Origin of the sequence: Pseudochelatococcus sp. G4_1912, from assembly GCF_047501465.1 — a bacterium.
Classification (GTDB): Bacteria; Pseudomonadota; Alphaproteobacteria; order Rhizobiales; family Beijerinckiaceae; genus Pseudochelatococcus.
Genome location: NZ_JAZDRL010000001.1, coordinates 206,313 through 229,110, shown reverse-complemented (window position 1 = coordinate 229,110; position 22,798 = coordinate 206,313). Strand labels below are relative to the sequence as shown.

The following is a 22,798-nucleotide window of genomic DNA, read 5'->3' as shown; positions in this document are numbered from 1 at the left end:
GAGCGAATGCATCTGGCGCATAGTGGATATGGCCGTATGGGTGGGATTTGCGCAATTGCATGGTTCCACTCTGCCATGAACTAATGTAACGAACCGGTGACCAGTTAGAATGCCGGAGCATCAGGGGAGACCAGCTCGTGGAGAACATCGGTGTATTCAATAGCGCGGCCAATGCTGAAACATTTGGCTCAGCCGGCGTGGGCTTCAAGGATCTGAAGCGCGTTTACTGGAATCTGACCGCCCCGGTGCTCAGCGAAGAAGCCGTGCGCCGTGGTGAGGCAACCCTTGCAGCTGGTGGCGCATTGCTGGCCGACACTGGCGTTCACACTGGCCGCAGCCCAAAGGATAAGTTCATTGTTCGTGATGAACTGACCGAAAATACCGTGTGGTGGGGGAACAACGGCGCAATCACCCGCGAGAATTTCGATCTGCTGCTTAATGATTTTCTTGAGCATGCCAAGGGCAAGGAATTGTTTGCGCAGGACCTCTATGGCGGCGCAGATCCAGCATACCGGGTTAAAACCCGCGTATTCACCGAATATGCCTGGCACTCCCAGTTTATCCGCAATCTGTTGATCCGCCCTGATAGCAGCGAACTTGCAAGTTTCGCGCCGGATCTCACGATTATTGACCTGCCCTCCTTCCAGGCAGATCCTGCCCGCTATGGCGTGCGCAGCTCAACTGTCATCGCATGCGATTTCTCGCGGCGGATCGTGCTGATTGGCGGCACTTCTTATGCGGGTGAGATGAAGAAGTCCGTCTTCACCTACCTTAACTTCGTGCTGCCTGAAAAAGGCGTCATGCCCATGCATTGCTCGGCGAATACAGGGGATAATAATGATTCCGCTGTGTTTTTCGGCCTGTCCGGCACCGGCAAGACCACGCTTTCAGCGGATCCAAAGCGCACGCTGATTGGTGATGATGAGCATGGCTGGTCGGCTAATGGCATCTTCAATTTTGAGGGCGGCTGCTACGCCAAGACTATCCGCTTGTCGCGTGAAGCCGAGCCGGAGATTTTTGCAACCACTGAGCGGTTCGGCACAGTGCTGGAAAATGTGATTGTTGATCCGCTGACACGCATCCCGAATTTCGATGATGGCTCAAAAACGGAAAACACGCGCTGCGCCTATCCGCTGGACTTCATCCCCAACGCCAGCCCAACCGGCCGTGCGGGCGTGCCAAAGAACATCGTGATGCTGACGTGTGATGCCTTCGGTGTATTGCCGCCTATCGCCAAGCTGACGGCCGCACAGGCTATGTATCACTTCCTTTCTGGCTACACGGCAAAGGTGGCGGGCACGGAGAAGGGCGTTAAAGATCCTGAAGCAACGTTCTCCACCTGCTTTGGCGCGCCTTTCATGCCACGCCATCCATCGGTTTACGGCAATCTGCTGCGCGATCTGATTGCGCACCATGGTGTGGATTGCTGGCTGGTGAATACCGGCTGGACCGGCGGCAAATACGGCGTTGGTCGGCGCATGCCTATCCGCGTTACGCGCCGCCTGCTTTCAGCAGCGCTGGATGGTTCGCTCAACAAGGCAGATTTCCGGCTTGATCCATACTTCGGCTTTGCTGTGCCAACCTCAGTGCCGGGCGTTGAGCCACACATCCTCTATCCAGTCAAGACCTGGGCCAGCAAGGCAGAGTTCGCTCAGACCGCAACACGCCTGATCGACATGTTCCGCGAAAACTTTGCGGCTTTCGAAGCGCACGTCGAGCCAGACGTGAGCGCAGCTGGCCCACGTTCACAGATCGCGGCATAACTGCATTTGCATGTAAAAAGGCCCACGGTGATGAATCGTGGGCCTTTTTTATTTAAAACGGCGATGCGCTTAGAGCATCTCTCCCCGCATCAGTCTTGGCGGTGAGCCCGTCAGACCCGCGGCCTCACGCTTAAGCAAGCGCTTGAGGCCCGGGAATCGATCGACGACGCCAAGACCAAAATCCCGTACCAGACGCAGGGGCAGAATATCGTTTGAAAACAGACGGTTCATGCTATCCATCGCCAATCCTGTGCTTACCACGTCGAATCGGCGCGCGCGCTCGTAAGCCTCTAACGTATCAGCGCCCGATGGGTCGAGCCCAAGCCGCACAGTGTCCGCCACGGCCTCTGCCAACGCTGCAACATCGCGCAGGCCAACATTCAGCCCCAGCCCTGCCAACGGATGCACGACATGGGCTGCATCTCCCACAAGCGCCAGCCGATCACCAACAAGCCGCCGCGCAACACCGCGCGCCAGCGGAAACGCACGCGGCGCATCAAGCAACGTGAGCGCGCCAAGCGATGCGCCGAAGCGGCGCTCAATTTCGCGGATGATATCATCCGCATCAAGTGTCACTAAAGTTTTGGCATCATCTTCTGCTTCCACCCAAACGATAGATGAGCGATTGCCCGTCAAAGGCAGCATTGCAAATGTGCCTGCGGGCAAGAAGTGCTGCACCGCTACGCCTTCGTGCGGACGCTCATGACCGATGGTAGCTACTATTCCAGACTGACAATAGGGACGGCCAATCCATGAGATCCCGGCCTTGCGCCGTAATGGCGAGTTCTTGCCATCTGCCGCCACCACAAACAGAGCCGCACACTCCGCCCCATTTGCCAGGGAAACCTGTACGGGACTGGTGGGCGAAGATATCTGAAGCCCTGTAATTGCCGTTGGCTCAAGCGCGACTCCTGCTTGCTTGCAGGCTTCACGTAGCGCAGTAACAAGGATATCACCTTCCACCATATGGGCTAAAGGTTCATGCGCCCCGGCATCTTCATCAAAAGTCAGAAGCGGCTGGCGAACAACATCCCCAAGACGACTATCGGTGATGGACATGCGCTCAATCGGCTGCGTATCAGCAACAATGTGCTCCCATACGCCGAGCACACTGAGCATGCGGCGGGAACCTTCCGCAAGCGCATAGGCGCGTCCTTTTTCATGCAAAGGTTCACGGGCTAACGCCGGATCATATACGATGACGGGATAACGCTTGCCCACTGCCTGCCGCAGCGCCAGCCCCGCACTCAGGCCAGCTGCGCCACCACCCGCCACAACAATGGCCCGCTTGTCTGCCGTGCTCGCCATGCGCCGCACTCCCTCTTCATCACCAGTCAAAGGCTGCATTTCCATAATCCGCCACCAGCAGCTTAACCAATCTATATACACTCGGCGCAACAGATTGGAACATGCCCCATGAAAGCTCGTTTCTTAAGGATGACGTCTTGTATCAGCAGAGCAAGGGTGCTGCGAGTTTTAGAATGGTGTAATTTATTTTGCACTAATTTGCTTATCAACCTATGTTTTCGGTCTGCATAGCGCTAAAACAAACTGTTGTTTGGTCAGCCGCATACGGCTTATTTATGCGAGGATGTGTTCATGAGCTCTGCTGTTGCCGCCCTACTTTCAATTCTTGACCTTGAACAGCTGGAAAACAACATATTCCGCGGCAATAGCCCGCAGGCCGGGTGGCAGCGCGTGTTTGGCGGACAGGTCATCGGGCAGGCTCTCGTTGCCGCAACCCGCACAGTGCCAGCAGAGCGTAGTGTACATTCGCTGCATTGCTATTTCGTACGTCCGGGCGATCCTACAGTGCCGATCGTTTACGAGGTCAAGCACATCCGCGATGGCGGTAGTTTCACGACGCGTTATGTCGAGGCCATTCAGCATGGGGAAACGATTTTCACGTTGATGTCGTCGTTCCATATTGACGAGCCTGGGCTACGCCATCAACCGCCCATGCCTATCGTACCACCACCCGAGGAGACCGTGCCGGAAGAGCTGAAAGCTGCGTTCTTGCAAAGCATGCCGCCCCACATCCGTGCGTACTTTGAAGCCGAACGGCCTATCGAACTGCGCCCTGTTGACTACAGCCGTTTTCTGCCAGGTACCCAGGCCGCGCGTAAACCATCCTTCGCCATCTGGATGCGCGCAACCGGCCCATTGCCTGATGATCAGGCCATCCACCGTTGTGTGCTTGCGTATGCATCAGACATGACCTTGCTCGATACAAGCCTGGCGGTGCACGGCCGCTCTGTGTTTGATGGCAATATCCAGGGCGCGAGTCTCGATCACGCTATGTGGTTCCACCAACCCTTCAAAGCGAATGAGTGGATGCTTTACTCGCAAGACAGCCCATTCAGTGGTGGTGCACGCGGGCTCTCCCGCGGTCAGATCTTCAGCCGTGACGGCGTTCTCATCGCAAGTGTCGCGCAAGAAGGCTTGATCCGACCGCTTCAGAAAAATGTCTAATTCGTGCCTGTTTTTTCATCAATGATTATTTTTTAGGCAGCGATATCAATGCGTGGCAGGCAATTTTGTATGATTTCCCTGCCACGCAACTGATCAAAGCGCTTTCATCTGCCTATTTTCTAACTTTTTTGCTCATTCCCTCAAGTTGGCATGAAGCTTGTATGACCCTCAGCATCGGCCGCAATGATGCGTGCCGAATTCGCAGCAGGAGACAACGCCATGAAACTTGTCGTGGCCATCATTAAGCCCTTCAAGCTTGAAGAAGTTCGCGACGCTCTGACTGCGCTCGGCATCCACGGGCTAACAGTGAGCGAAGTGAAAGGCTATGGCCGTCAAAAAGGGCATACGGAAATCTATCGTGGCGCCGAATACGCCGTGAGCTTTGTGCCCAAGCTCAAAATCGAGATTGCGATTGAAGCGCAGCTTGTGGACAGCGTGATCAACACCATCAAGACCACAGCCCACACCGGCCAGATCGGTGACGGCAAGATTTTTGTTTTACCCATAGAACAGACGATCCGCATCCGCACTGGTGAAACCGGGCGCGACGCCCTGTGATGGGAGGAGTTCACTCAATGAAGTTCTTAAGGTCCATATCGCCGGGTGTTCTCGCACCGCTAGCTTTGGCACTGGTCTGCGCCGCAACACCTGTTTTGGCACAAGAAACCCCCGTGCCGGATAAAGGCGACACCGCATTTGTATTGGTGAGCGCCCTACTGGTCTTGTTCATGTCACTGCCAGGGCTTGCACTGTTTTATGGTGGCCTTGTGCGCTCCAAAAACATGCTATCCGTTCTATCACAGGTGCTGGCTATCGTTGCGGTTGCAGCCATTGTCTGGGTTACCTACGGCTATTCGCTGGCCTTCACCAATGGCGGCAGTTTGAATAGCTTCGTCGGCGGGTTTAGCAAATTATTCCTGGCAGGCGTCGATACTTCATCGGTAGCGGCAACATTCTCAAACGGCGTTGTGATCCCGGAATATGCGTATATCGCTTTCCAGGCCACATTTGCCTGCATCACCCCCGCACTCATCGTAGGTGCCATTGTGGAACGCACGCGCTTTTCAGCGGTGCTGTTATTCACCGTACTGTGGCTGACCTTCATCTACTTCCCGATGGCACATATGGTCTGGTACTGGGCAGGGCCTGACGCGTTAGCTGATGCAGCGCGTGCTGTTGCTGCTGCTACCGATGACACCGCACGTGCCGCCGCACAAGCCCATCTGGCAGCTGTAGAAGCTGATGCTGGCAAGATCTTTAGCTGGGGAGCCTTGGATTTCGCCGGTGGCACCGTGGTGCATATCAACGCAGGTGTTGCGGGCCTTGTTGGCGCAATCATGGTTGGCAAACGCATTGGCTACGGAAAGGAAGCCCTTCCACCACACTCGTTGACCATGACAATGATCGGCGCATCCATCCTGTGGGTTGGCTGGTTTGGCTTCAATGCTGGCTCGAATCTTGAGGCAACAGGTGGCGCAGCACTGGCATTCGTGAACACACTGTTTGCAACCGCTGGCGGCATTCTCGGTTGGTTGTTCGCGGAATGGGGCGTCAAGGGCAAGCCATCACTTCTTGGCATGGTATCTGGTGCGATCGCGGGTCTTGTTGCGGTAACGCCAGCGGCGGGCTTCGTAGGCCCTGTTGGCGCTGCAGTGCTTGGCATTATCGCTTCAGCAGTCTGCTTCTTCTTCTGCACCACCATCAAGAATGCCCTTGGCTATGATGACTCGCTTGATGTGTTCGGCATCCATGGTGTCGGTGGAATCATTGGCGCCATAGGCACGGGCATTCTGGTGGCACCAGCATTAGGCGGCGCCGGGCTTGTCGACTATGTGGCATCACCGGGCGAGGCTGTGGCTGTAGCGGTCGAGATCGGGCCGCAGGTTTTTGCCCAGCTTAAGGGTGTTCTGCTCACGGTTGCATGGACGGGTATTGGTTCGGCAATCCTGTTCAAGGTCGTTGATTTGATCGTAGGACTGCGCGTAACCCCGGAAGTGGAACGCGAAGGCCTCGACATCGCCGAGCACGGCGAGCGCGCCTACAACATGTAATCGTTTATAAAAAGGGGAACGGTTGGCGCAAGGGCGGCATTAACCAGCCGCCCTTGATGCTATAGAAGAACCTGTCTGATCTCTTCCAGTTCCGAAGACATGCGTCCCAGTCGGCGCGCAAAAACATCACGGCATGCAACAGCAGAAGCCGGGAACTCCGCCAGAATGCGCAGCATCAACGACCGGGAAATACGCATTACAGATGCAGAATCACGAACAATCGCTGTAGAGGGCCATTGGGTTTCAATGATGAGCGACAGCTCACCAAGCAGATCACCCGCACCAGCCAGGAATTTTTTTCCGTCCAGGGCGCTTTCAATATCAATCCGCCCCGACATAATCACAAAGCCACCCTCAGCAGGGTCTCCCTGACGGTAGAGGACTTCACCAGCACGCAGCAGGCGCGTTTGCGCAGAAAGCGCAAGACGACGCAATGCGTCACGCTCAAACCCCTTGAACACCGGCGTCATCGATAGAAAGGCAACTTCATCATTCAGCGCCATTGCAGGCCTCGTTTAATGGCGCACCTGGTTTTACCGCGCATATACTCACTCATGGCACCAGCTTGTAGCCACCCGGTTCCGTCACGAGAATACGGGCGTTAGAGGGGTCTTCCTCAATCTTTTGACGAAGACGGTAGATGTGCGTCTCCAGCGTATGCGTGGTTACATTGGCGTTGTAGCCCCACACCTCAGCCAACAAGGTTTCACGCGTCACGACCTGATCCTCAGCGCGGTAGAGAAAACGCAGGATGGCAGTTTCCTTCTCCGTCAACTTAAGGCGCGAACCTTTGTTATCAACGAGCAGCTTTGCACCCGGGCGGAACGTATATTGCCCTACCGACAGCACAGCATCCTCGCTTGCCTCATGCTGGCGAAGCTGCGCACGGATGCGCGCCAACAGCACGGCAAAGCGGAATGGCTTGATGATGTAATCGTTCGCGCCTGCCTCAAGCCCCTGTATGGTGTCGGCATCTTCTGTATGGCCGGTCAGCATCAGAATCGGGGCGCGAAAACCATTCCGGCGCATGACACGCACCGCTTCCCGACCATCGATATCTGGCAGCCCGACATCCATAATAACAAGATCGATCCGATCAGATCGCACAGCCTCAATCGCAGAGGATGCGGTACCGACGGTCGAGACATCGAAATCGCCGGTCAGCTTTAGCTGCTCCGACAGGGTATCGCGCAGGTCGGCTTCATCATCGACGATCAGCAGTTGATAAGCGCTTGGCATCCGCGTGTGTTCTCCAAAACCTTGAGGAATATAATACCGTTAAGGGTGGCTGAACGAAGGCACGTTACAATCCATACCTCTACCATCTCAATCGGGCAACCGGACCCGTGGAACAAATGCAATGTTAAAAACCAGAACCCTGTCACGTATCAACGTGTTTCCTGAGGTCTCCAACCCTCGGCGCGGGCGCATCATTGCAGGCAATATGGTGATTCCATGCGCGCTGGGTGCGGGTGCGACCACCCATAAAAAACGTGAGGGCGACGGCGCAACCCCTCTTGGAACACACCACCCCGTGCTAGGATTTTATCGCGCTGATAAAGTGCGCAGACCCAACACCGCCGTGCCGATGCGTGCGATGCGACAATCCGATGGCTGGTGTGATGATGTTTCGCATCGCAGCTATAATCGCCACGTTACACGGCCCTTCACTGCCCGGCATGAGAAGATGTGGCGCGACGATCATCTCTACGACATTGTACTCGATCTTGGCTGGAATATGCGCCCCCGCATCCACGGGCGTGGCAGTGCCATATTTCTGCATATCGCCAAGGATAATTTCGGCCCCACTGAAGGATGCATCGCCATTCCGCGCCATCTGGCACAGCGTTTTCTAAGTGTGATAGGACCACACACCAGAATCATTGTCGGTTCAGATGCAAAGCCGGTCAGGAAGCAATCAGGCTGATATCCGGAACAGAATTAAGCAATGCGCGGGTGTAGCTATGTTGCGGAGCACGCAGAACGTCCTTCGCTGCCCCCTCCTCTACGATCTGTCCGCGATACATGACAGCAACGCGCTCGGCGATGGCATCTACCACACGCAAATCATGGGTGATGAACAGGTAACCCAAAGCATGCCGCTCGCGTAGCTCAGCTAACAGATCGAGTATCTGCCCTCGCACAGTGACATCTAGCGATGACACCGGCTCATCGAGAATGAGAAAACGCGGCCGCGTAATCAGCGCCCGCGCCAAGGCGATGCGTTGCCGCTGACCACCGGAAAAAGCATGCGGGTACTTTCGCGCATCATCCGGCGACAGGCCAACTTCTGTAAGCGCTGCCGCAATACGATCCTCAGCATCAACTGCAAACTCTGGAACCATGTGCAGCGGTTCGCCGATAATCCAGCCCGCTCTCTTATGCGGATCAAGCGAAGTATATGGATCCTGAAAAACCGCTTGTACATCCCGGCGCATCGCGCGGAGCGTTGCCCCATCAGCCCGTGCCAAAGCCTGCCCACGGTAGGTAACACGGCCTGCGTCAGGGGTCTCAATGCCAAGCAAAAGCCGCGATAACGTGGATTTTCCAGAGCCGGATTCGCCAATAAGCGCAATGCTCTCGCCCGCATGCAATGAAAGGCTTACGCCCTCAAGCGCATACTTGTAGGGCCGCTTCGCAAACAAATGTGCCCGGGCTAATGGGTATCGTTTCACAACCCCCTCTGCTTCCAGCAAGGGAACAGATTCATGATCGCCCACCAGAAAATGCGGGGAGGACGTGGGCGTATACTTTGCGGAGGCGAATAAGGTGCGGGTGACCGGGTGCTTCACTTGTCTGGCGAAGTCTTTCACAATTCCCGTTTCGACGATCTCGCCTTCATGCATCACCGCAATACGATCCGCCATACTGCCAACAACCGCCAGATCATGGGAGATCAGAAGCAGGCCAGGCCCCTCTGTACGCACGATATCGCGTAACAAATCAAGAATTTGCGCCTGCGTTGTAACATCAAGTGCGGTTGTGGGCTCATCAGCGATGATTAAATCTGGCTTCATGGCTATTGCCATTGCAATCACAACGCGCTGACGCTGCCCACCAGAAAGCTCATGCGGATAACGTCCCGGCGACACATATGCTGGATCAAGCCCAACGCGGCCCAGCACTTCATTTGCTTGCAACTGAGCATCGCCACGCGAAACATGACGATGAGCGCGAATACCTTCTGCCACTTGATCACCAATGGTCATCAAGGGATTGAGCGCCGTCATCGGTTCTTGAAACACCATGCCGATGCGCTTGCCGCGTAGTTTGCACATCGCAGCTTCATCGAGCGCAAGCAGGTCCTCATCCGCAAATGTTATGCGTCCCTGTGCATGCGCGCCTTCCGGAAGCAGGCGCATCAATGTCAGGGCTGTCATGGATTTTCCTGATCCCGACGCACCAACAATACCTAACGTCTCACCACATGCCAGAGTGAAACTCACCCTTCGTAGAATAGGGCGGCTACTCATTGTAACATTTAGATCATCGACGGTGAGGATGGTCACGACCGGCTCTCCCTGCGTGGGTCGAGCGCCTGGCGCAGTCCCTGCCCTGTGAGATTCAGGCCCAGAACCGTGATAACAATGGCAAGCCCTGGCACAATGGCAAGGCGTGGACTGATCGCCATGAGGGTTTGCGCTTCAAACAGCATACGCCCCCAACTTGGCTGTGGCGGTTGAACGCCAAGGCCAATATACGATAATGAGGCCTCCGCCAGCACGCCCAGAGATAGCTGGATTGTTGCCTGCACAATCAGCGTATTGGCGATATTAGGAAGCACGTGCGCACCTCCAATCCAGATACTCTCTCGACCAGCCACACGCGCTGCCAGCACATAGCTACTGCCCCAGATTGGTAGCGCCGCGCTGTAGGTAACGCGGGCGAACACAGGCACATTGAACAAACCAATCGCAACCGCCGCATTTATCACGCCCGGCCCCACGATCTCACGCAGCAGAATGGCCGTGATAAGCGTCGGGAAGGCAAACAGAAAATCGCTCATGCGCATGACGATATTACCACTCAGACCCCGGCGTTGCGCCGCCAGCATTCCGAGCGGCACGCCGACCATCAGACCAAGCAGAACCGCAATCAAGGCCACGCTCACCGACCCAACAGCTCCACGCATAATCAGTGACAGAACATCACGCCCCAGTTGATCGGTGCCCAACCAATGGGAAAGGCTTGGTTCGGCAAACTTGTCGGGAATATTGAGCACAAGCGGATTATAGGGGGTCCACGCAAGCGAAAGCAAAGCACATGCCCCAATCCCTAAAACAATGATCAATCCCGTATAAAGCTGACGGTTCACGACAGCCTCCGCAAGCGCGGATCAACCAGTGCATAGGTCAGGTTGACGAGGAAGTTGACGATAACAACACTCGCCACCAACAGCATCGCAACACTCTGCACCACAATAAGATCACGCTGGTTGATGGCCTGAAAAATCAGACGTCCCAAACCAGGCAGGTAAAACACATTCTCAATGATGATTGTGCCAGCAAGCAAAAACGAGAATTGCAAACCCAATACCGTCAACACAGGTAAAAGCGCATTACGCAACGCATGACGGCGCAATGTTTCTATCTGCGTAAGCCCTTTGGCACGTGCTGTGCGGATGTAATCCTGACCGAGCGCGTCAATCAGGCTAGAGCGCATTACCTGCGTAAGAATCGCCCCCTGAGGCAAAGCCAATGCGATGGCTGGTAAAACAAGCGCAGCCAAAGCGGGTATGAAACCAGCCCCCCAGCCTGGAAAGCCGCCCGACGGCAATAGACGCAGCGTAATGGCAAAAACAAGCACAAGCAGGATCGCAAGCCAGAAATTAGGCACAGCAATACCGATTTGCGTCACGAGCAGCACCAGACGGTCCACAAGCCCATGGCGGCGCGCTGCAGCCACTATTCCTAATGGCAACGCAATCAACACCGTAAGTATGATGGCCATGAAAGCCAGGGGAAGACTGACAGCAAGACGCTCCCGGACCAACTCACTAACGGGCACGGCATAGGTGTGGCTTATGCCCAAATTACCAGTGAAAAAGCCTATCACCCAAGCGCCATAACGCACGATGGCTGGCTGATCCAACCCCATTTCGGCACGCAGTGCGGCAAGCGTATCAGGGCTCGCATTAGTGCCTAGCATGACCTCAGCAGGATCCCCCGGCAATACCTGCATGGCCGCGAATACCACGCCCGATGCCACAACAAGTGTCAGAAAAAGCGACGCAAACCCGCGCACGAGCACCCGTATCATGACGGATATCCGGGCTCAGAAATGGACACGAATACGATCAGTGTTCCCACTTGACCTCAGTCAGATCGTTAGCGGGAACGGGGGCATTTTCCCATAAACCCTGCAGCTTAGCGTCCCAGATGCCGATTTTGGGAAACAAGAACAGGAAGCCATTCACAGCATCATCTGCAAGCATTTCCTGAATGCGGCGCAGAATATCATACCGCTTCGCCTCATCCTGCTCGGCAACCAGTGATGCATAAAGCGCCTTATAAGCAGGGCTGTGATAGTTGAAGTAGTAGTCATCACGCGCGTAAATATCGAGATCATTCGGCTCTACATGCGATATGATGCTGAGGTCATAACGCTTTTCGCGAAACACATCCGAGAGCCATTGCGCCCATTCAACGGGTACAATTTCCGCTGTAATGCCAACATCCCGCAGCTGAGCGGCGATGATCTCGCCTGAGCGGCGCGCATAAGATGGTGGTGGTAATACAAGGCGGAGCCGCAGATCTGAAACGCCCGCCTCTTTCAGCAATGCACGCGCTGCATCCGGATCGTAAGGATAGCGCCCTGTCAGATTGACATAGCCTTTGTTTTGCGGCGCATAATGCGAGCCGATAGGCTGCGCGAGGCCGTAGAATGCACCATCGATCACTGCTTTACGGTCAATAGCGTGAGAGATGGCACGGCGAACGCGGATATCGTCCAACGGCTTGCGCCCATTGTTAATGGCAAGCACGGTTTTGCCCTCAGTATTACCGATAACAACCTTAAAACGCTGATCAGCCTGAAACTGGGGCACATTCTCCGGTGCAGGATAATTCGTGTAAGCGTCTATATTGCCAGCCATTATCGCAGCATAAGCAGCTGAAGGATCATCGATCACACGGAAGGTGGCGCGTGCCAGCGCTGGCTTTTCGCCCCAATAGCGCTCATTACGCACCAAATCCACACGATCGCCCTTGGACCATCGCGCAAGCCGAAAAGGCCCCGTTCCATTCGGATTGGTTTTATTGTTATCAGCAGTTTCCTTTGCCACCATGACAAGAGCCGGCAGACCAAGTGTGAATGGAAACTGTGAGGTGGGACGCTTCAGCTCAATGCGCAACGTACGTGGGTCGATAATGTCGACTGCCTCAATTGGCTCAAGTAAAGCCTTTTGCGGATTTACGCTATCATCAGCGGTAGCACGATCCAGCGAGAATTTAGCGTCATCCGCATCGAATGAACTGCCATCATGAAATGAGATGCCTGGGCGCAGATGAAACGTATAAACGCGCCCATCATCCGAGACCTCCCACCGATCAGCCAGGCCCGGTTTTACCTCGCCATTCCGATCGATTCGGGTTAGCCCTTCATAAATATTGGCATAAGTGATTTCGCCAATAGCTGCTGCCGCGCCTGCTGTGGGATCAAGATGGGGGGGTTCAAGACGCACGCCGATGGTGATGTCGCTGCGCTGAGCCATAGTGGGCCCTATTGTCAGCGCCATGAAGGCCACTGTTAGAGCAATCCCCCGTCGCAGTGCGCGCCATGCTACCATTCTGCTCTCTCCAACCTCTCGCCGGATAAAGGCGCCATGCCCCGCATCACACGCCATCCTGCGGTTGCCGTTATCACGACAAAGGCAGCCAGACGCAAGCAACTTGTTGCCCCATTATGTGCAGCAAGCTGTAATAATCACACAATCCTGAAGCAGCGCATACCCCCAGATAAGCTCACCCCTATTGAAATAGAACGCTCTGGATCCGGCATTGTATGCAATACAGGATTCTCCAATAGGTCAAAAGCTGTGCTAAACATGGAGACAAGTTTGACAGCAAACATCAGGCACGACATGAGCGATATTGAGCGGCGGATTACACCTGTTATTCTTTCTGGCGGCACGGGAACACGTTTATGGCCCCTCTCCCGCGAGACGTTTCCTAAACAATTGCTACCGCTCGCCAGTGATCGCTCCATGCTGCAAGAAACTGCATTGCGGGTTGCTGACCGCAAAATGTTCAATGCTCCCATCGTGATTGCCAATGTCGAGCATCGTTTTGTAATTGCAGAACAATTGCGCGAACTTGGCATCAATGATGCCACCATTGTGCTCGAACCTGTCGGTCGGAATACCACTGCAGCTGCGGCAACCGCAGCGCTCATCGAAAAACGCCGCGATAAAAATGGCCTGATCTTGCTACTCGCAGCAGATCACGTTGTGCAGGAGCCAGACAAGCTAACAAAGGCTATCCGCAAAAGTCTGCCCGCTGCCCAGGCTGGGCACTTTGTGCTGTTTGGCGTAGAGCCTACTGAGCCGGCCACCGGTTATGGTTACATCCAGCGCAGTGCACGTGAAACTGATGTGCCCGGCACCTTTGCAGTACAGCGCTTTGTCGAAAAACCCGATGCGGAAACCGCGCGTAGCTACATCGCTTCCGGCGATTATCTATGGAACAGCGCTATCTTCCTTCTGCCAGCGAATGTATTCCTGAAAGAGCTTGAGCGCCTGGCGCCTGAAGTGCTCTCAGCCTGCTGCAAGGCGATCGATGGAGCGCGCGAGGATCTCGACTTTATCCGTCTGGATGAGGCCAGCTTTGCGGAAAGCCCCTCCATCGCCATTGATTATGCAGTGATGGAAAAGACCGAACTTGCCGTCGTCACCCCTACCAACTGCGGCTGGACAGATGTCGGTAGCTGGTCGGCACTTTGGGCGATTGACAAAAAGGACGCCGATAATAATGCGCTCGTCGGTGATGTGGTCGCTGTTGAGGCCAAGGGCTGTTATCTCCGCGGCGAAGGGCAGCTGATTGCAGCTCTTGGCGTTGAAGATCTCGTCGTCGTCGCCACGCCGGACGTGGTGCTTGTGACACGCAAGGACCGCGATCAGGATGTGAAGTTGCTCGTTGAGCGTCTGCGCAAGAATGGCCATGCCGCTGCAACGAAGACGGTTCAGGTACATCGACCTTGGGGGTACTACCAGTCCATCCACACTGGCGAGCGTTTTCAGGTCAAGCGCATTACCGTCAACCCAGGCGCAAAACTTTCACTGCAGAAGCACTTCCATCGCGCAGAACATTGGGTTGTGGTGAACGGAACAGCCCTCGTTACACGCAATGATGAACAGGTGCTGTTGCGTGAAAACGAATCAATCTTCCTGCCCCTTGGTTGCGTCCACAGGCTGGAAAATCCGGGCAAATTGCCTCTCAATCTGATCGAAGTACAATCCGGCCCATATTTGGGCGAGGACGACATCGTACGCATTGAAGACATTTACGCCCGCACAGACGATAAACCCGCCAATTAAGGCGGGCAAATCTGGTAAAAACGCGCCCAGCCGGAAGACGGGGCGCGTGATTGGCAAGATGCAAACAGCGCGCTTATAGCGAGCCGTCTACTTCATCATCAGCGCCATAAGCCTTGAGTACGTCATCAACCGAACCCTCAGCAACGATGCGCCCTTCTGATAGCATGACTGCGCGGTTGCAGTATTTGCGCAGCGTGTGGGGATCATGCGAAGCCAGCACCAGGATGCTGGCGCCATTCATCATCCGCTCAATCCGCTCGCGCGCCTTTGCCGCAAATCCGCTGTCGCCTACACTGATCAGCTCATCAAGCAGCAGGATGTCCGGCGATTTCGCCGTCGAAATGGCGAAAGCAAGCCGAAGCGTCATGCCGCTTGAATAGGTGCGCATTGGCAAATTGACGTAATCCCCAAGCTCGGAAAATGCTGCAACTTCCGGGATCGAGTTACGCGCCTCTTCAAGGCTCATGCCGATGAAAACACCGCGCAGGATGATGTTTTCTGCGCCGGTCAATTCCGGGTCCATGCCCATGGTGATGTCGAGCAGCGAAGCTACCTTGCCCACAACCTGCGCAGAACCGCTGGAGGGCTCATAAGCACCAGTAAATACGCGCAGCAGCGTCGACTTACCTGCACCGTTGTGACCAACGATCGCCAGCCGATCGCCATGATTAAGCGAAAGCGTTACATCGCGCAGCGCCGTTACCGTAACGCCATCCGCCTCGGTGCTGACTGTGCCGCCAACACGCTGCAACAGCGTAGAGCGAATAGAACGCCCACGCGCGTTGTAAATCGGAAACTCAACAGTCGCGTTAACGAGATTGATGGATGGCAAAATAGTGCTCTTCGCTTTGCCTTTGATGTCAATTTGCGCCATTTTGCCTCACAGCCAGTATACAATGCGCGAGCGGAAGCGCGCGAACATTGGCCAGGTTATGGCCAGCAATCCTGCGATGACGATCAATGCCGATACATAATCGGCAACATCTGGCACATGACCACGGATCGGATCAGCAACAATGCGCATGAAAATTGCAAACGGGTTGAGATGCGTTACCCACCAGCCATTTTCACCAAGCTGATCAGCGCGCCACATGATGGGGGTCATGAAAAAGGCAAGCTGCAGCAGATTGGCGATGATCTGTGGCAAGTCACGGAAACGCGTACACAAAATGCCGCACAACATCGTAACCAGAAACGCCGCAACCAGCATCAGCATGAAACCTGGAATCATCAGGAAAGTAGCCCATGCGGGCTTCACTCCGAACAAGATGAAAACAGGTGGGACGATCACGATGTTATGAGCCAGCGCAATCAGATTGCGCACGATCACCCGCATCACAAAAACCGTTTTCGGTAAATTATCCTGTCGCAGGAATACCGTGCCTTGTGTAAAAGCCGTCGAGCTGTCGGACACGATGCCCGCCATGAAGGTCCAAATGATGTAGTTGACCGCAAGGTAAGGCACATATTCGGCCACTGGCTGCTTAAACAGCAGCGAGAAGACAAGACCGATACCAGCGACAAACACTGCCATCGACAGCGTGATCCAGAACTGGCCAAAACGTGAGCGCTTATAGCGCTGCCGAATATCACTGACGCCCATCAAGGCCCATATCTGCCAGGATTTCATGCCGCGCGCAAAATCATTGGCCGAAAGGCGCCAGTCTTTGGCGGTGGGATTTAGGGACATATAAGGTGTTCACTCAACATAGGTTGAACGCAAACGAGCCTACAAAGAGGCCCGCACTAGGATATTTGGCAGCGCCAGTGGCCCATATGCGCCATGGCGGCACAAAATCATCACAGCAGCTAACACAAAAAGACCGGAAGCAACGCTAACCGGGCGCCCTGTCATTATCGGAGACGAGACGGTTGGTCAACGCCCACGTCCCGCTTTCCATAACCCCCGAAGCTATGTTTATCCCACCAGACATCTGCGGCAAAGAACATAGACGCAATAAATTCGCATGAATACACGTCAAATATGCGTATATAACGACATTATTGTCGAACAAAAATGAATTGCATTTAATGTAATCCCCATAGACCCAAAATTAACATGCTGATAATGAATTATATGTCGAATATATATCAATTTATATCATATATTCGCAAATTTATTCTCTTTAATACTATTTAGCCAAACACGGTAGGCGGAAATGAAGCACATTGTCGCGGGTATCGTAACCTATAAACCCGATTTGACAGTGCTTGCCGACCTTATCGCGGCCATCGCATCGGAGGTTGTGGCAATTGTCATCGTCGCCAACTCGCCCATGAAAATGATCGAAAGCGCTTATTTACAGCAGATAGCGGGCGCAACGCCGGTTCATATTGACGATCCTGGCGAGAATATCGGACTGGGTGGCGCATATGAGCGCATCATGTCACGTGCTGGTATGCATGGCGCCGCATTTGAACAAATAGAACGCGTTATCCTGTTTGATCAGGATTCAAGTCCGTCCATTGGCATGATATCAGCCCTCGCTACACGTATGGAAACACTTCATGAAATGGGTGAGCGCCCTGCACTCCTTGGCCCTAAACCTATTTCAGCATCGCCTGAGCATAAGCCACCGACAATCCATCGGCATTCATCTGGCCGGATAACCGCCAGTTCGCAAGCAGTTTGGTTCGCGATTTCATCCGGTAGCCTTATTGACGTTACGGCATTTCATCAGGTAGGCGCATTCCGCAGCGACTTTTTCATTGATGCCATCGATATCGAGTGGTGTTTTCGTGCATGGTCAACAGGCTATTCATGCTGGATGGCAGATGACATCCTGATGCCACATCGGCTTGGGAATGGGTATATCACCGTTCCTTTTATCGGCTGGAAACTACCCATCCAATCGCCATTACGTTTGGGTACTTATGCGCGCAATCAAGCCGCATTATTACGCTTCAACCACATACCAAAACGTTGGAAAATCCGTATATGCCTATATATGGCGATGCAAATGCTCGCCTACTGGCTGGCCGATCATGGTAATATAGCCCGTCCACATTCACTCATTAAAGGGTTTATTACCGGGCTTGCAGGACGGCTTGGCCCACCGCCAGAGGTTAAGTCGACAACCAGACGTGTCCCCTCTTCCGCTCCCCCTGTAAAAGTAAACGCTCGCGGATAATGCTTTAGCATCAGATGACCCATGCGTCTCCCGTTGCGGAGATCCGCAACATCCGCCCTTTTCTTTTTGGGCATATATCGCTTAATCTGCATTCACTTGGGGCATCATTGACGGAATAATTGCCCACACCGCCATAGCGAAGCCCCCGGAGATATCAGGCCATCAGGCATGGGTCCTCACGGGGAGACATCATAGGGAATGCATCCAAATGTATGCCAACGTCCAGCTTTTTATCGACGGTACATGGCGCGACAGCCTTTCAGGCAAGACCATCCCCGTCATCAATCCGGCAACAGAAGAAGTGATCGGCCATGTCGCTCACGCTGAAATTCCGGATCTCGATCTGGCGCTCACCGCAGTGGAAAAGGGCTTTGAGACCTGGCGCAAGGTATCAGCTTTTGAGCGTTCAAAAATCATGCGTAAAACTGCTGATCTGCTGCGTGAACGGGTTGATCAGATCGCACTGACAATGACTCTCGAACAGGGCAAACCGCTTGCGGAAGCACGCGGAGAAACGCTTGGTGCAGCCGATACTATTGACTGGTTTGCCGAAGAAGCGCGGCGCGCCTATGGTCGCGTGGTTCCCGCGCGTTCTGAGGGCGTGTATCAGTTGGTCATCAAGGAGCCGGTTGGACCTGTTGCGGCTTTTACGCCCTGGAACTTCCCGCTCAATCAGGTGGTGCGCAAGTTATCTGCAGCACTCGCTGCCGGGTGCTCGATAATCGTCAAGGCGCCAGAAGAAACACCTGGCTCGCCGGCTGAACTCATTCGTGCCTTCGCTGATGCAGGCGTTCCTGAAGGCGTCGTGAACCTTGTTTACGGTGTACCTGCACAGATTTCAGAATATCTTATTCCTCACCCCGTCATCAAAAAAATCTCGTTTACCGGCTCCACTCCTGTTGGCAAACAGCTTGCTGCGCTGGCCGGCCTGCACATGAAGCGCGCAACGATGGAGCTTGGCGGACATGCGCCTGCTATTGTTTTTGATGATGCGGATCTCGATGTTGCAGCGACAATGCTCTCCTCCGCAAAGTTCCGCAATGCGGGACAAGTATGCGTAGCACCCACACGCTTTCTGGTGCAGGAGAAGGTTTATGACCAGTTCATCGAAAAATTCACGGCAAAGGCAAAAGCACTGAAAGTCGGAGACGGCACGCAGGAAGGCATTACCATGGGCCCACTCGCCAATGAGCGTCGTGCCCCTGCGCTGGAGAGCTTCATTCAGGATGCCATTCAACACGGCGCTGAACTCGTCACAGGTGGTTCACGCATTGGCAATAAGGGATATTTCTTTGAGCCAACGATTGTCGCAAACGTACCCACCAGTGCCCGCGTGATGAACGAGGAGCCATTCGGCCCACTGGCGTTGGTCTCATCATTCAGGGATTTCGAAGATGCAGTAGCAGAATCGAATCGTCTGCCATACGGCCTTGCAGCTTACGCAATTACCCGATCTGCCAAGACGGCAACGGCATTGGCGCAATCAATTGAGAGCGGCATGCTGACGATCAACCACCTGGGGCTCGCCCTCCCTGAAGTGCCCTTCGGCGGCATCAAGGATTCAGGTTATGGATCAGAAGGTGGTCTTGAAGCGATCGAGGCCTACCTCAACACGAAGTTCGTATCGCAGGGTAGTCTATAGAGAATAGCGACCTATTGAGGCTGCACAATAAAAAGCCGACGCCAGTAATTACTGGCGTCGGCTTTGGTTCATAGTAGATGATCACAGCGGATCATCCAGAATGAAAAGTGCTTATAAACCTAAGGTCACGTTTGTGTAGGTGACAAGGGCGATCAGCACAAATGCGATAATTACGCCAACGACGAAAAAACTACCTGGCACTTCGGTTCCAACTTCCGTCCCGTGCGTATTTTTGTCAGCCATGAACGCCTCCTGCGATTCTTCTGCGGGCACTACCCTGCTTACGCCGATACGTTTTCGCACGGCAATCTCTCATCCCGGTTACCACGCATGGTGGCAAACTGACAAGATTACAACCGCAGAAAGCGACACATCATTTTATGGAAGTAACGACCTCCGTCGCACCATTGATGAGAAACTGCACACCGACACAAATTAAAATAAAGCCCATCAACCGCGCAAAGGCATCTATGCCAGATTGACCAAAGAAACGCACAATGCTGCTGGCACTGCGCAGGCATAGCCAGAACGTAAGCGCCAAAAGTGCAAATACTGTCATTGCTGCCAAATGGGCAAAAAACGTCAAATCACCGCCGCTTTTAAGCGTCGATGCGCCGCTGACGATCATGGCAATGGTACCTGGCCCTGCAGTACCCGGCATTGCAAGAGGCACGAAAGCAATGCTGACAGGACGGGTTGGCGATATATCCCCGGCTAATTCAGTTTGATGGGCAGCTTCATTGACAGATGTGGGAAACAACATTGTAAAACCGATGTACGTAAGCACCAAACCGCCAGCAATACGCAGGCCCGGAATGGAAATGCCCAGCAGATTCATGAGCAAGGTACCAGCGTAAAAACTGACAATCAAAATGCCAAAGACATAAAGAGATGCCTTGTTTATCTCGCTTTTTCGCTGCGTAGGCGTAAAGCCCTTCCCCAAGCTGAGAAGCAATGTCATGCTGGTCAACGGGTTGGCGATCGGCAACAGAGCTGAGTAGCCCAGCAAAACGTAATCGAAATAATACATACCGGCTTATGCCCGCTCTGAAAAAGGTTAGAATACCTATGCACATCCCAATGCGCGATAAAACCCATGCGCATAGTTATTTCAGAAAAACAGTGTTCAGCTTCGTTGTATAGGGTTTTGCTAACACCTTCCGTAGCATTCAAAAGCAAGATATATAAAACGAATAATAAACCCATAAACACCTTAGGGGGATTCGCATGTTTAAAGTATCGGCAACCGCACGTTCACTTGCCTGCGCCAGCGCTATGGCATTGGCTTTTGTAGTGGCAGCTCCCGTGTTGGCAAGCGCTGCTACTGTCAACGTCAACGTAACGGGTGCTCGCAATGATAATGGTGTCATTCGTTGCGGCCTATTCAACTCCCCGAACGGATGGCCCAAGGCAGGGCAACAGTTCAAGAAGGCTGAAGGCAAAATCAGCAATGGCAAGGCAGTTTGCCAGTTTACCGATGTTGAACCCGGCACCTACGCTGTAGCCTTGTTCCATGCAGAACAAGGCGAACGACAGGTGGAATTCGGACTTCTTGGTATTCCCAAGCAGGGCGTTGCTTTCTCGCGCAATCACTCGATCACCTTCGGTGCGCCAAGTTTTGAAAAAGCATCATTCCCTATCGGCCAGGCACCTGCCAGCCTTGATATAAAACTGATTTACTGATTCAGAATAAGAGCCAGAACAAATTAATTATTCTGGCTCTCCAATTATTTCAGCATGGCTGTTTCCCGCAAAGCTTACCCACTTTGCGGGATTTTTTTGAGATATACCGAAAGCGCGAGAACTGTTGCCATCTCTCCCGGCACAAAAACCAGCGAATAAACGGCTGATGAAAAGATCATGAAAAGCAGGTAGTCACTGAGGGCCAGTGCAAATGCATTTCCGCTCTCTCGCCCTGCATGATCAGCGGTCAGAAATGCAGCAATATAAAGCGCCGCTATCAGAACTGCACCAACGATCCCATATTCGAAAATAACACCTACCCAGCCGATATCGGCCAGGAAGAAATAGTCACTTCCCAAAATATTTGCCATCGAGACCGAGCTGAAGCGTGTCACCGCTCCCATACCGAATAGCCAGTTGAGCGGCCTGTCTCCAATAAAGGTAATGGCCCTTTGCAAGGAATCGAGCCTTATCAAGAGCGAGGCTCCCAATGAGGCGGTGACTTGCTCCATAAATGGCGCCACCAGCACAAATACCAGCGCACCCGCAGCCGCAAGAAGCCCGCCTGCAAATGCCAATCTCCGCCATTTCTCGGGACATGATGCGAGGACAACCACTATGGCCGCCATAGCAATAGTGGTGCGCTGTTTGTAGATCAGGAATAGCAACACAAACAGCACAGCAATTGCCAAAATATAATACCAGCGTATCGTATATGCGAATTGGCGACCGAGATAGAAAATTAAAAGCAAGCCAAAGAACATTGGCATAGATACGCGATAACCGCGCTCAAATTCATAGATCAGCAATTTGCTGGTGGCACTGTCGGTCGAATACCAGCTTGCAGGCACTGTAACCCACAAAATCACCATCAATACAAATGTCATCACACCAAGACCCAGCACACATTTACGCAACATGCGAGCTGAGGGCTTTAGCCAGGCAAGTTGAAACACAAGCGCTGGGTAAAATAGCAGTGGCAAAACCTTGACTGTGGTCAGCAGCGCATCAACCAAGCCATTGCCCAGATAGAGCATTGAAAGCAAAGGCGTTATACCAATCGTATAGGCAAGGACTGCCACAAACAGCCATCGCAGTGGGATAGCTGCTTGCCCAACAACACCAGGCCGCATGCCAAGCGCTGCCATTGGCAACACAATGATTGGCCACGCTTTCGATAAATAATACAGCGGCTCTAGCTGATTGAGATAATAAAACACCTGCCCAAAAAACAGCAAAGACAAGATCATTGCCGCTGCAACGAATGTTTCAGCGGGGCGTGTTCTGGCAATGTTTTCTCGGGTGAAGCTGTTATCGATCGTGCGATATATCAAAAGAGGAAGTGGCGCATGCCGCACCAACTGCGATGCCCCCACCAATGCTTCACCATTCGGTGATTTTCGAACCAGGAGCCTTCTCATCTTATCACTCGCTTCTTCCACAAGGTCAGGTTCTGATCATTATTGAGCAGACCATGCTCCTGTTTTTTGATTTGGGGCGAACACAGAGCGATCAGATGGCCC

At 53.7% G+C, this 22,798-nt stretch carries 21 protein-coding genes; 9 read left to right on the top strand and 12 right to left on the bottom strand.

Annotated elements, in window-relative coordinates:
• The first annotated feature begins 137 nt into the window (after window positions 1-137).
• Window positions 138-1,763, top strand: coding sequence for a phosphoenolpyruvate carboxykinase (locus VRZ32_RS01030; protein WP_414523586.1), 1,626 nt, complete (start codon window positions 138-140; stop codon window positions 1,761-1,763).
• A 69-nt stretch (window positions 1,764-1,832) separates the two neighbouring features.
• Here VRZ32_RS01030 and VRZ32_RS01025 read toward each other — a convergent pair whose 3' ends face one another.
• Window positions 1,833-3,110 carry an FAD-dependent monooxygenase gene (locus VRZ32_RS01025; RefSeq protein ID WP_414523585.1) on the bottom strand — a complete coding sequence of 426 codons (1,278 nt, stop codon included), beginning with the start codon at window positions 3,108-3,110 and terminating at the stop codon, window positions 1,833-1,835.
• 252 nt (window positions 3,111-3,362) lie between these two features.
• Here VRZ32_RS01025 and tesB point away from each other — a divergent pair, with 252 nt between their 5' ends.
• The 3 genes from tesB to VRZ32_RS01010 all read left to right on the top strand — a co-directional run bounded on the left by tesB (window position 3,363) and on the right by VRZ32_RS01010 (window position 6,286).
• Window positions 3,363-4,235, top strand: coding sequence for an acyl-CoA thioesterase II (gene tesB, locus VRZ32_RS01020; RefSeq protein ID WP_414523584.1), 873 nt, complete (start codon window positions 3,363-3,365; stop codon window positions 4,233-4,235).
• 219 nt (window positions 4,236-4,454) lie between these two features.
• Window positions 4,455-4,793 carry a P-II family nitrogen regulator gene (locus VRZ32_RS01015; RefSeq protein ID WP_414523583.1) on the top strand — a complete coding sequence of 113 codons (339 nt, stop codon included), beginning with the start codon at window positions 4,455-4,457 and terminating at the stop codon, window positions 4,791-4,793.
• A 17-nt stretch (window positions 4,794-4,810) separates the two neighbouring features.
• Entirely contained in the window at window positions 4,811-6,286 is a 1,476-nt protein-coding gene (locus VRZ32_RS01010; RefSeq protein ID WP_414523582.1) for an ammonium transporter, read from the top strand.
• A gap of 59 nt (window positions 6,287-6,345) precedes the next feature.
• Here VRZ32_RS01010 and VRZ32_RS01005 read toward each other — a convergent pair whose 3' ends face one another.
• The gene (locus VRZ32_RS01005) at window positions 6,346-6,789 is read right to left on the bottom strand and encodes a cyclic nucleotide-binding domain-containing protein (protein WP_414523581.1); all 444 of its coding nucleotides are present in this window, start codon (window positions 6,787-6,789) and stop codon (window positions 6,346-6,348) included.
• A 49-nt stretch (window positions 6,790-6,838) separates the two neighbouring features.
• Window positions 6,839-7,525 (bottom strand): response regulator transcription factor, encoded by a 687-nt coding sequence (locus VRZ32_RS01000; protein WP_414523580.1) that lies wholly within the window; start codon window positions 7,523-7,525, stop codon window positions 6,839-6,841.
• 121 nt (window positions 7,526-7,646) lie between these two features.
• On the opposite strand from VRZ32_RS01000, the gene VRZ32_RS00995 reads away from it, so the two are divergent.
• A complete protein-coding gene (locus VRZ32_RS00995; RefSeq protein WP_414523579.1) occupies window positions 7,647-8,213 on the top strand; it encodes a L,D-transpeptidase family protein in 567 nt (188 codons plus the stop codon).
• Here VRZ32_RS00995 and VRZ32_RS00990 read toward each other — a convergent pair.
• From VRZ32_RS00990 to VRZ32_RS00975, 4 genes are read right to left on the bottom strand one after another with little or no spacing between them, the layout of a single operon-like run.
• Complete coding sequence (locus VRZ32_RS00990; RefSeq protein ID WP_414523578.1) at window positions 8,194-9,795, bottom strand: ABC transporter ATP-binding protein; 1,602 nt, start codon at window positions 9,793-9,795, stop codon at window positions 8,194-8,196. The two genes, VRZ32_RS00995 and VRZ32_RS00990, sit on opposite strands and share 20 nt — an antisense overlap.
• Entirely contained in the window at window positions 9,792-10,601 is an 810-nt protein-coding gene (locus tag VRZ32_RS00985) for an ABC transporter permease (protein ID WP_414523577.1), read from the bottom strand. The genes VRZ32_RS00990 and VRZ32_RS00985 overlap by 4 nt, the downstream gene beginning before the upstream one ends.
• Window positions 10,598-11,545 (bottom strand): ABC transporter permease, encoded by a 948-nt coding sequence (locus VRZ32_RS00980; RefSeq protein WP_414523576.1) that lies wholly within the window; start codon window positions 11,543-11,545, stop codon window positions 10,598-10,600. Before VRZ32_RS00980 ends, VRZ32_RS00985 begins: the two co-directional genes overlap by 4 nt.
• 37 nt (window positions 11,546-11,582) lie before the next feature.
• The gene (locus tag VRZ32_RS00975; protein ID WP_414523575.1) at window positions 11,583-13,073 is read right to left on the bottom strand and encodes an ABC transporter substrate-binding protein; all 1,491 of its coding nucleotides are present in this window, start codon (window positions 13,071-13,073) and stop codon (window positions 11,583-11,585) included.
• A 294-nt stretch (window positions 13,074-13,367) separates the two neighbouring features.
• On the opposite strand from VRZ32_RS00975, the gene VRZ32_RS00970 reads away from it, so the two are divergent.
• Window positions 13,368-14,819 (top strand): mannose-1-phosphate guanylyltransferase/mannose-6-phosphate isomerase, encoded by a 1,452-nt coding sequence (locus VRZ32_RS00970; protein WP_414523574.1) that lies wholly within the window; start codon window positions 13,368-13,370, stop codon window positions 14,817-14,819.
• 73 nt (window positions 14,820-14,892) lie between these two features.
• On the opposite strand, the gene VRZ32_RS00965 is transcribed toward VRZ32_RS00970, so the two are convergent.
• Window positions 14,893-15,693 (bottom strand): ABC transporter ATP-binding protein, encoded by an 801-nt coding sequence (locus VRZ32_RS00965; protein WP_414523573.1) that lies wholly within the window; start codon window positions 15,691-15,693, stop codon window positions 14,893-14,895.
• Window positions 15,694-15,699: 6 nt separating this feature from the next.
• A complete protein-coding gene (locus VRZ32_RS00960; RefSeq protein WP_414523572.1) occupies window positions 15,700-16,509 on the bottom strand; it encodes an ABC transporter permease in 810 nt (269 codons plus the stop codon).
• A gap of 469 nt (window positions 16,510-16,978) precedes the next feature.
• Here VRZ32_RS00960 and VRZ32_RS00955 point away from each other — a divergent pair, with 469 nt between their 5' ends.
• On the top strand, window positions 16,979-17,950 hold the full coding sequence (locus tag VRZ32_RS00955; protein ID WP_414523571.1) for a rhamnosyl transferase: 972 nt from the start codon (window positions 16,979-16,981) through the stop codon (window positions 17,948-17,950).
• A 208-nt stretch (window positions 17,951-18,158) separates the two neighbouring features.
• The gene (locus VRZ32_RS00950) at window positions 18,159-19,592 is read left to right on the top strand and encodes an NAD-dependent succinate-semialdehyde dehydrogenase (RefSeq protein ID WP_414523570.1); all 1,434 of its coding nucleotides are present in this window, start codon (window positions 18,159-18,161) and stop codon (window positions 19,590-19,592) included.
• 111 nt (window positions 19,593-19,703) lie between these two features.
• Here the strand turns inward: VRZ32_RS00950 and VRZ32_RS00945 are convergent, their stop codons facing one another.
• Window positions 19,704-19,835 (bottom strand): hypothetical protein, encoded by a 132-nt coding sequence (locus VRZ32_RS00945; RefSeq protein WP_414523569.1) that lies wholly within the window; start codon window positions 19,833-19,835, stop codon window positions 19,704-19,706.
• 130 nt (window positions 19,836-19,965) lie between these two features.
• A complete protein-coding gene (locus VRZ32_RS00940) occupies window positions 19,966-20,622 on the bottom strand; it encodes a MarC family NAAT transporter (RefSeq protein ID WP_414523568.1) in 657 nt (218 codons plus the stop codon).
• Window positions 20,623-20,819: 197 nt separating this feature from the next.
• On the opposite strand from VRZ32_RS00940, the gene VRZ32_RS00935 reads away from it, so the two are divergent.
• Window positions 20,820-21,275 carry a DUF2141 domain-containing protein gene (locus VRZ32_RS00935; protein ID WP_414523567.1) on the top strand — a complete coding sequence of 152 codons (456 nt, stop codon included), beginning with the start codon at window positions 20,820-20,822 and terminating at the stop codon, window positions 21,273-21,275.
• 74 nt (window positions 21,276-21,349) lie between these two features.
• Here VRZ32_RS00935 and VRZ32_RS00930 read toward each other — a convergent pair whose 3' ends face one another.
• Window positions 21,350-22,696 (bottom strand): hypothetical protein, encoded by a 1,347-nt coding sequence (locus VRZ32_RS00930; RefSeq protein WP_414523566.1) that lies wholly within the window; start codon window positions 22,694-22,696, stop codon window positions 21,350-21,352.
• Window positions 22,697-22,798: the final 102 nt, after the last annotated feature.

What these genes read in the sequence shown, in the direction of transcription:
- VRZ32_RS00940 (WP_414523568.1), bottom strand. Translation starts at nt 20,622, where the DNA reads ATGTATTATTTCGATTACGTTTTGCTGGGCTACTCAGCTCTGTTGCCG.
- VRZ32_RS00950 (WP_414523570.1), top strand. Translation starts at nt 18,159, where the DNA reads ATGTATGCCAACGTCCAGCTTTTTATCGACGGTACATGGCGCGACAGC.
- VRZ32_RS00955 (WP_414523571.1), top strand. Translation starts at nt 16,979, where the DNA reads ATGAAGCACATTGTCGCGGGTATCGTAACCTATAAACCCGATTTGACA.
- VRZ32_RS00945 (WP_414523569.1), bottom strand. Translation starts at nt 19,835, where the DNA reads ATGGCTGACAAAAATACGCACGGGACGGAAGTTGGAACCGAAGTGCCA.
- VRZ32_RS00930 (WP_414523566.1), bottom strand. Translation starts at nt 22,696, where the DNA reads ATGAGAAGGCTCCTGGTTCGAAAATCACCGAATGGTGAAGCATTGGTG.
- VRZ32_RS00980 (WP_414523576.1), bottom strand. Translation starts at nt 11,545, where the DNA reads ATGATACGGGTGCTCGTGCGCGGGTTTGCGTCGCTTTTTCTGACACTT.
- VRZ32_RS00960 (WP_414523572.1), bottom strand. Translation starts at nt 16,509, where the DNA reads ATGTCCCTAAATCCCACCGCCAAAGACTGGCGCCTTTCGGCCAATGAT.
- VRZ32_RS01005 (WP_414523581.1), bottom strand. Translation starts at nt 6,789, where the DNA reads ATGGCGCTGAATGATGAAGTTGCCTTTCTATCGATGACGCCGGTGTTC.
- tesB (WP_414523584.1), top strand. Translation starts at nt 3,363, where the DNA reads ATGAGCTCTGCTGTTGCCGCCCTACTTTCAATTCTTGACCTTGAACAG.
- VRZ32_RS00970 (WP_414523574.1), top strand. Translation starts at nt 13,368, where the DNA reads ATGAGCGATATTGAGCGGCGGATTACACCTGTTATTCTTTCTGGCGGC.
- VRZ32_RS00995 (WP_414523579.1), top strand. Translation starts at nt 7,647, where the DNA reads ATGTTAAAAACCAGAACCCTGTCACGTATCAACGTGTTTCCTGAGGTC.
- VRZ32_RS00975 (WP_414523575.1), bottom strand. Translation starts at nt 13,073, where the DNA reads ATGGTAGCATGGCGCGCACTGCGACGGGGGATTGCTCTAACAGTGGCC.
- VRZ32_RS01010 (WP_414523582.1), top strand. Translation starts at nt 4,811, where the DNA reads ATGAAGTTCTTAAGGTCCATATCGCCGGGTGTTCTCGCACCGCTAGCT.
- VRZ32_RS01000 (WP_414523580.1), bottom strand. Translation starts at nt 7,525, where the DNA reads ATGCCAAGCGCTTATCAACTGCTGATCGTCGATGATGAAGCCGACCTG.
- VRZ32_RS01015 (WP_414523583.1), top strand. Translation starts at nt 4,455, where the DNA reads ATGAAACTTGTCGTGGCCATCATTAAGCCCTTCAAGCTTGAAGAAGTT.
- VRZ32_RS00965 (WP_414523573.1), bottom strand. Translation starts at nt 15,693, where the DNA reads ATGGCGCAAATTGACATCAAAGGCAAAGCGAAGAGCACTATTTTGCCA.
- VRZ32_RS01025 (WP_414523585.1), bottom strand. Translation starts at nt 3,110, where the DNA reads ATGCAGCCTTTGACTGGTGATGAAGAGGGAGTGCGGCGCATGGCGAGC.
- VRZ32_RS00935 (WP_414523567.1), top strand. Translation starts at nt 20,820, where the DNA reads ATGTTTAAAGTATCGGCAACCGCACGTTCACTTGCCTGCGCCAGCGCT.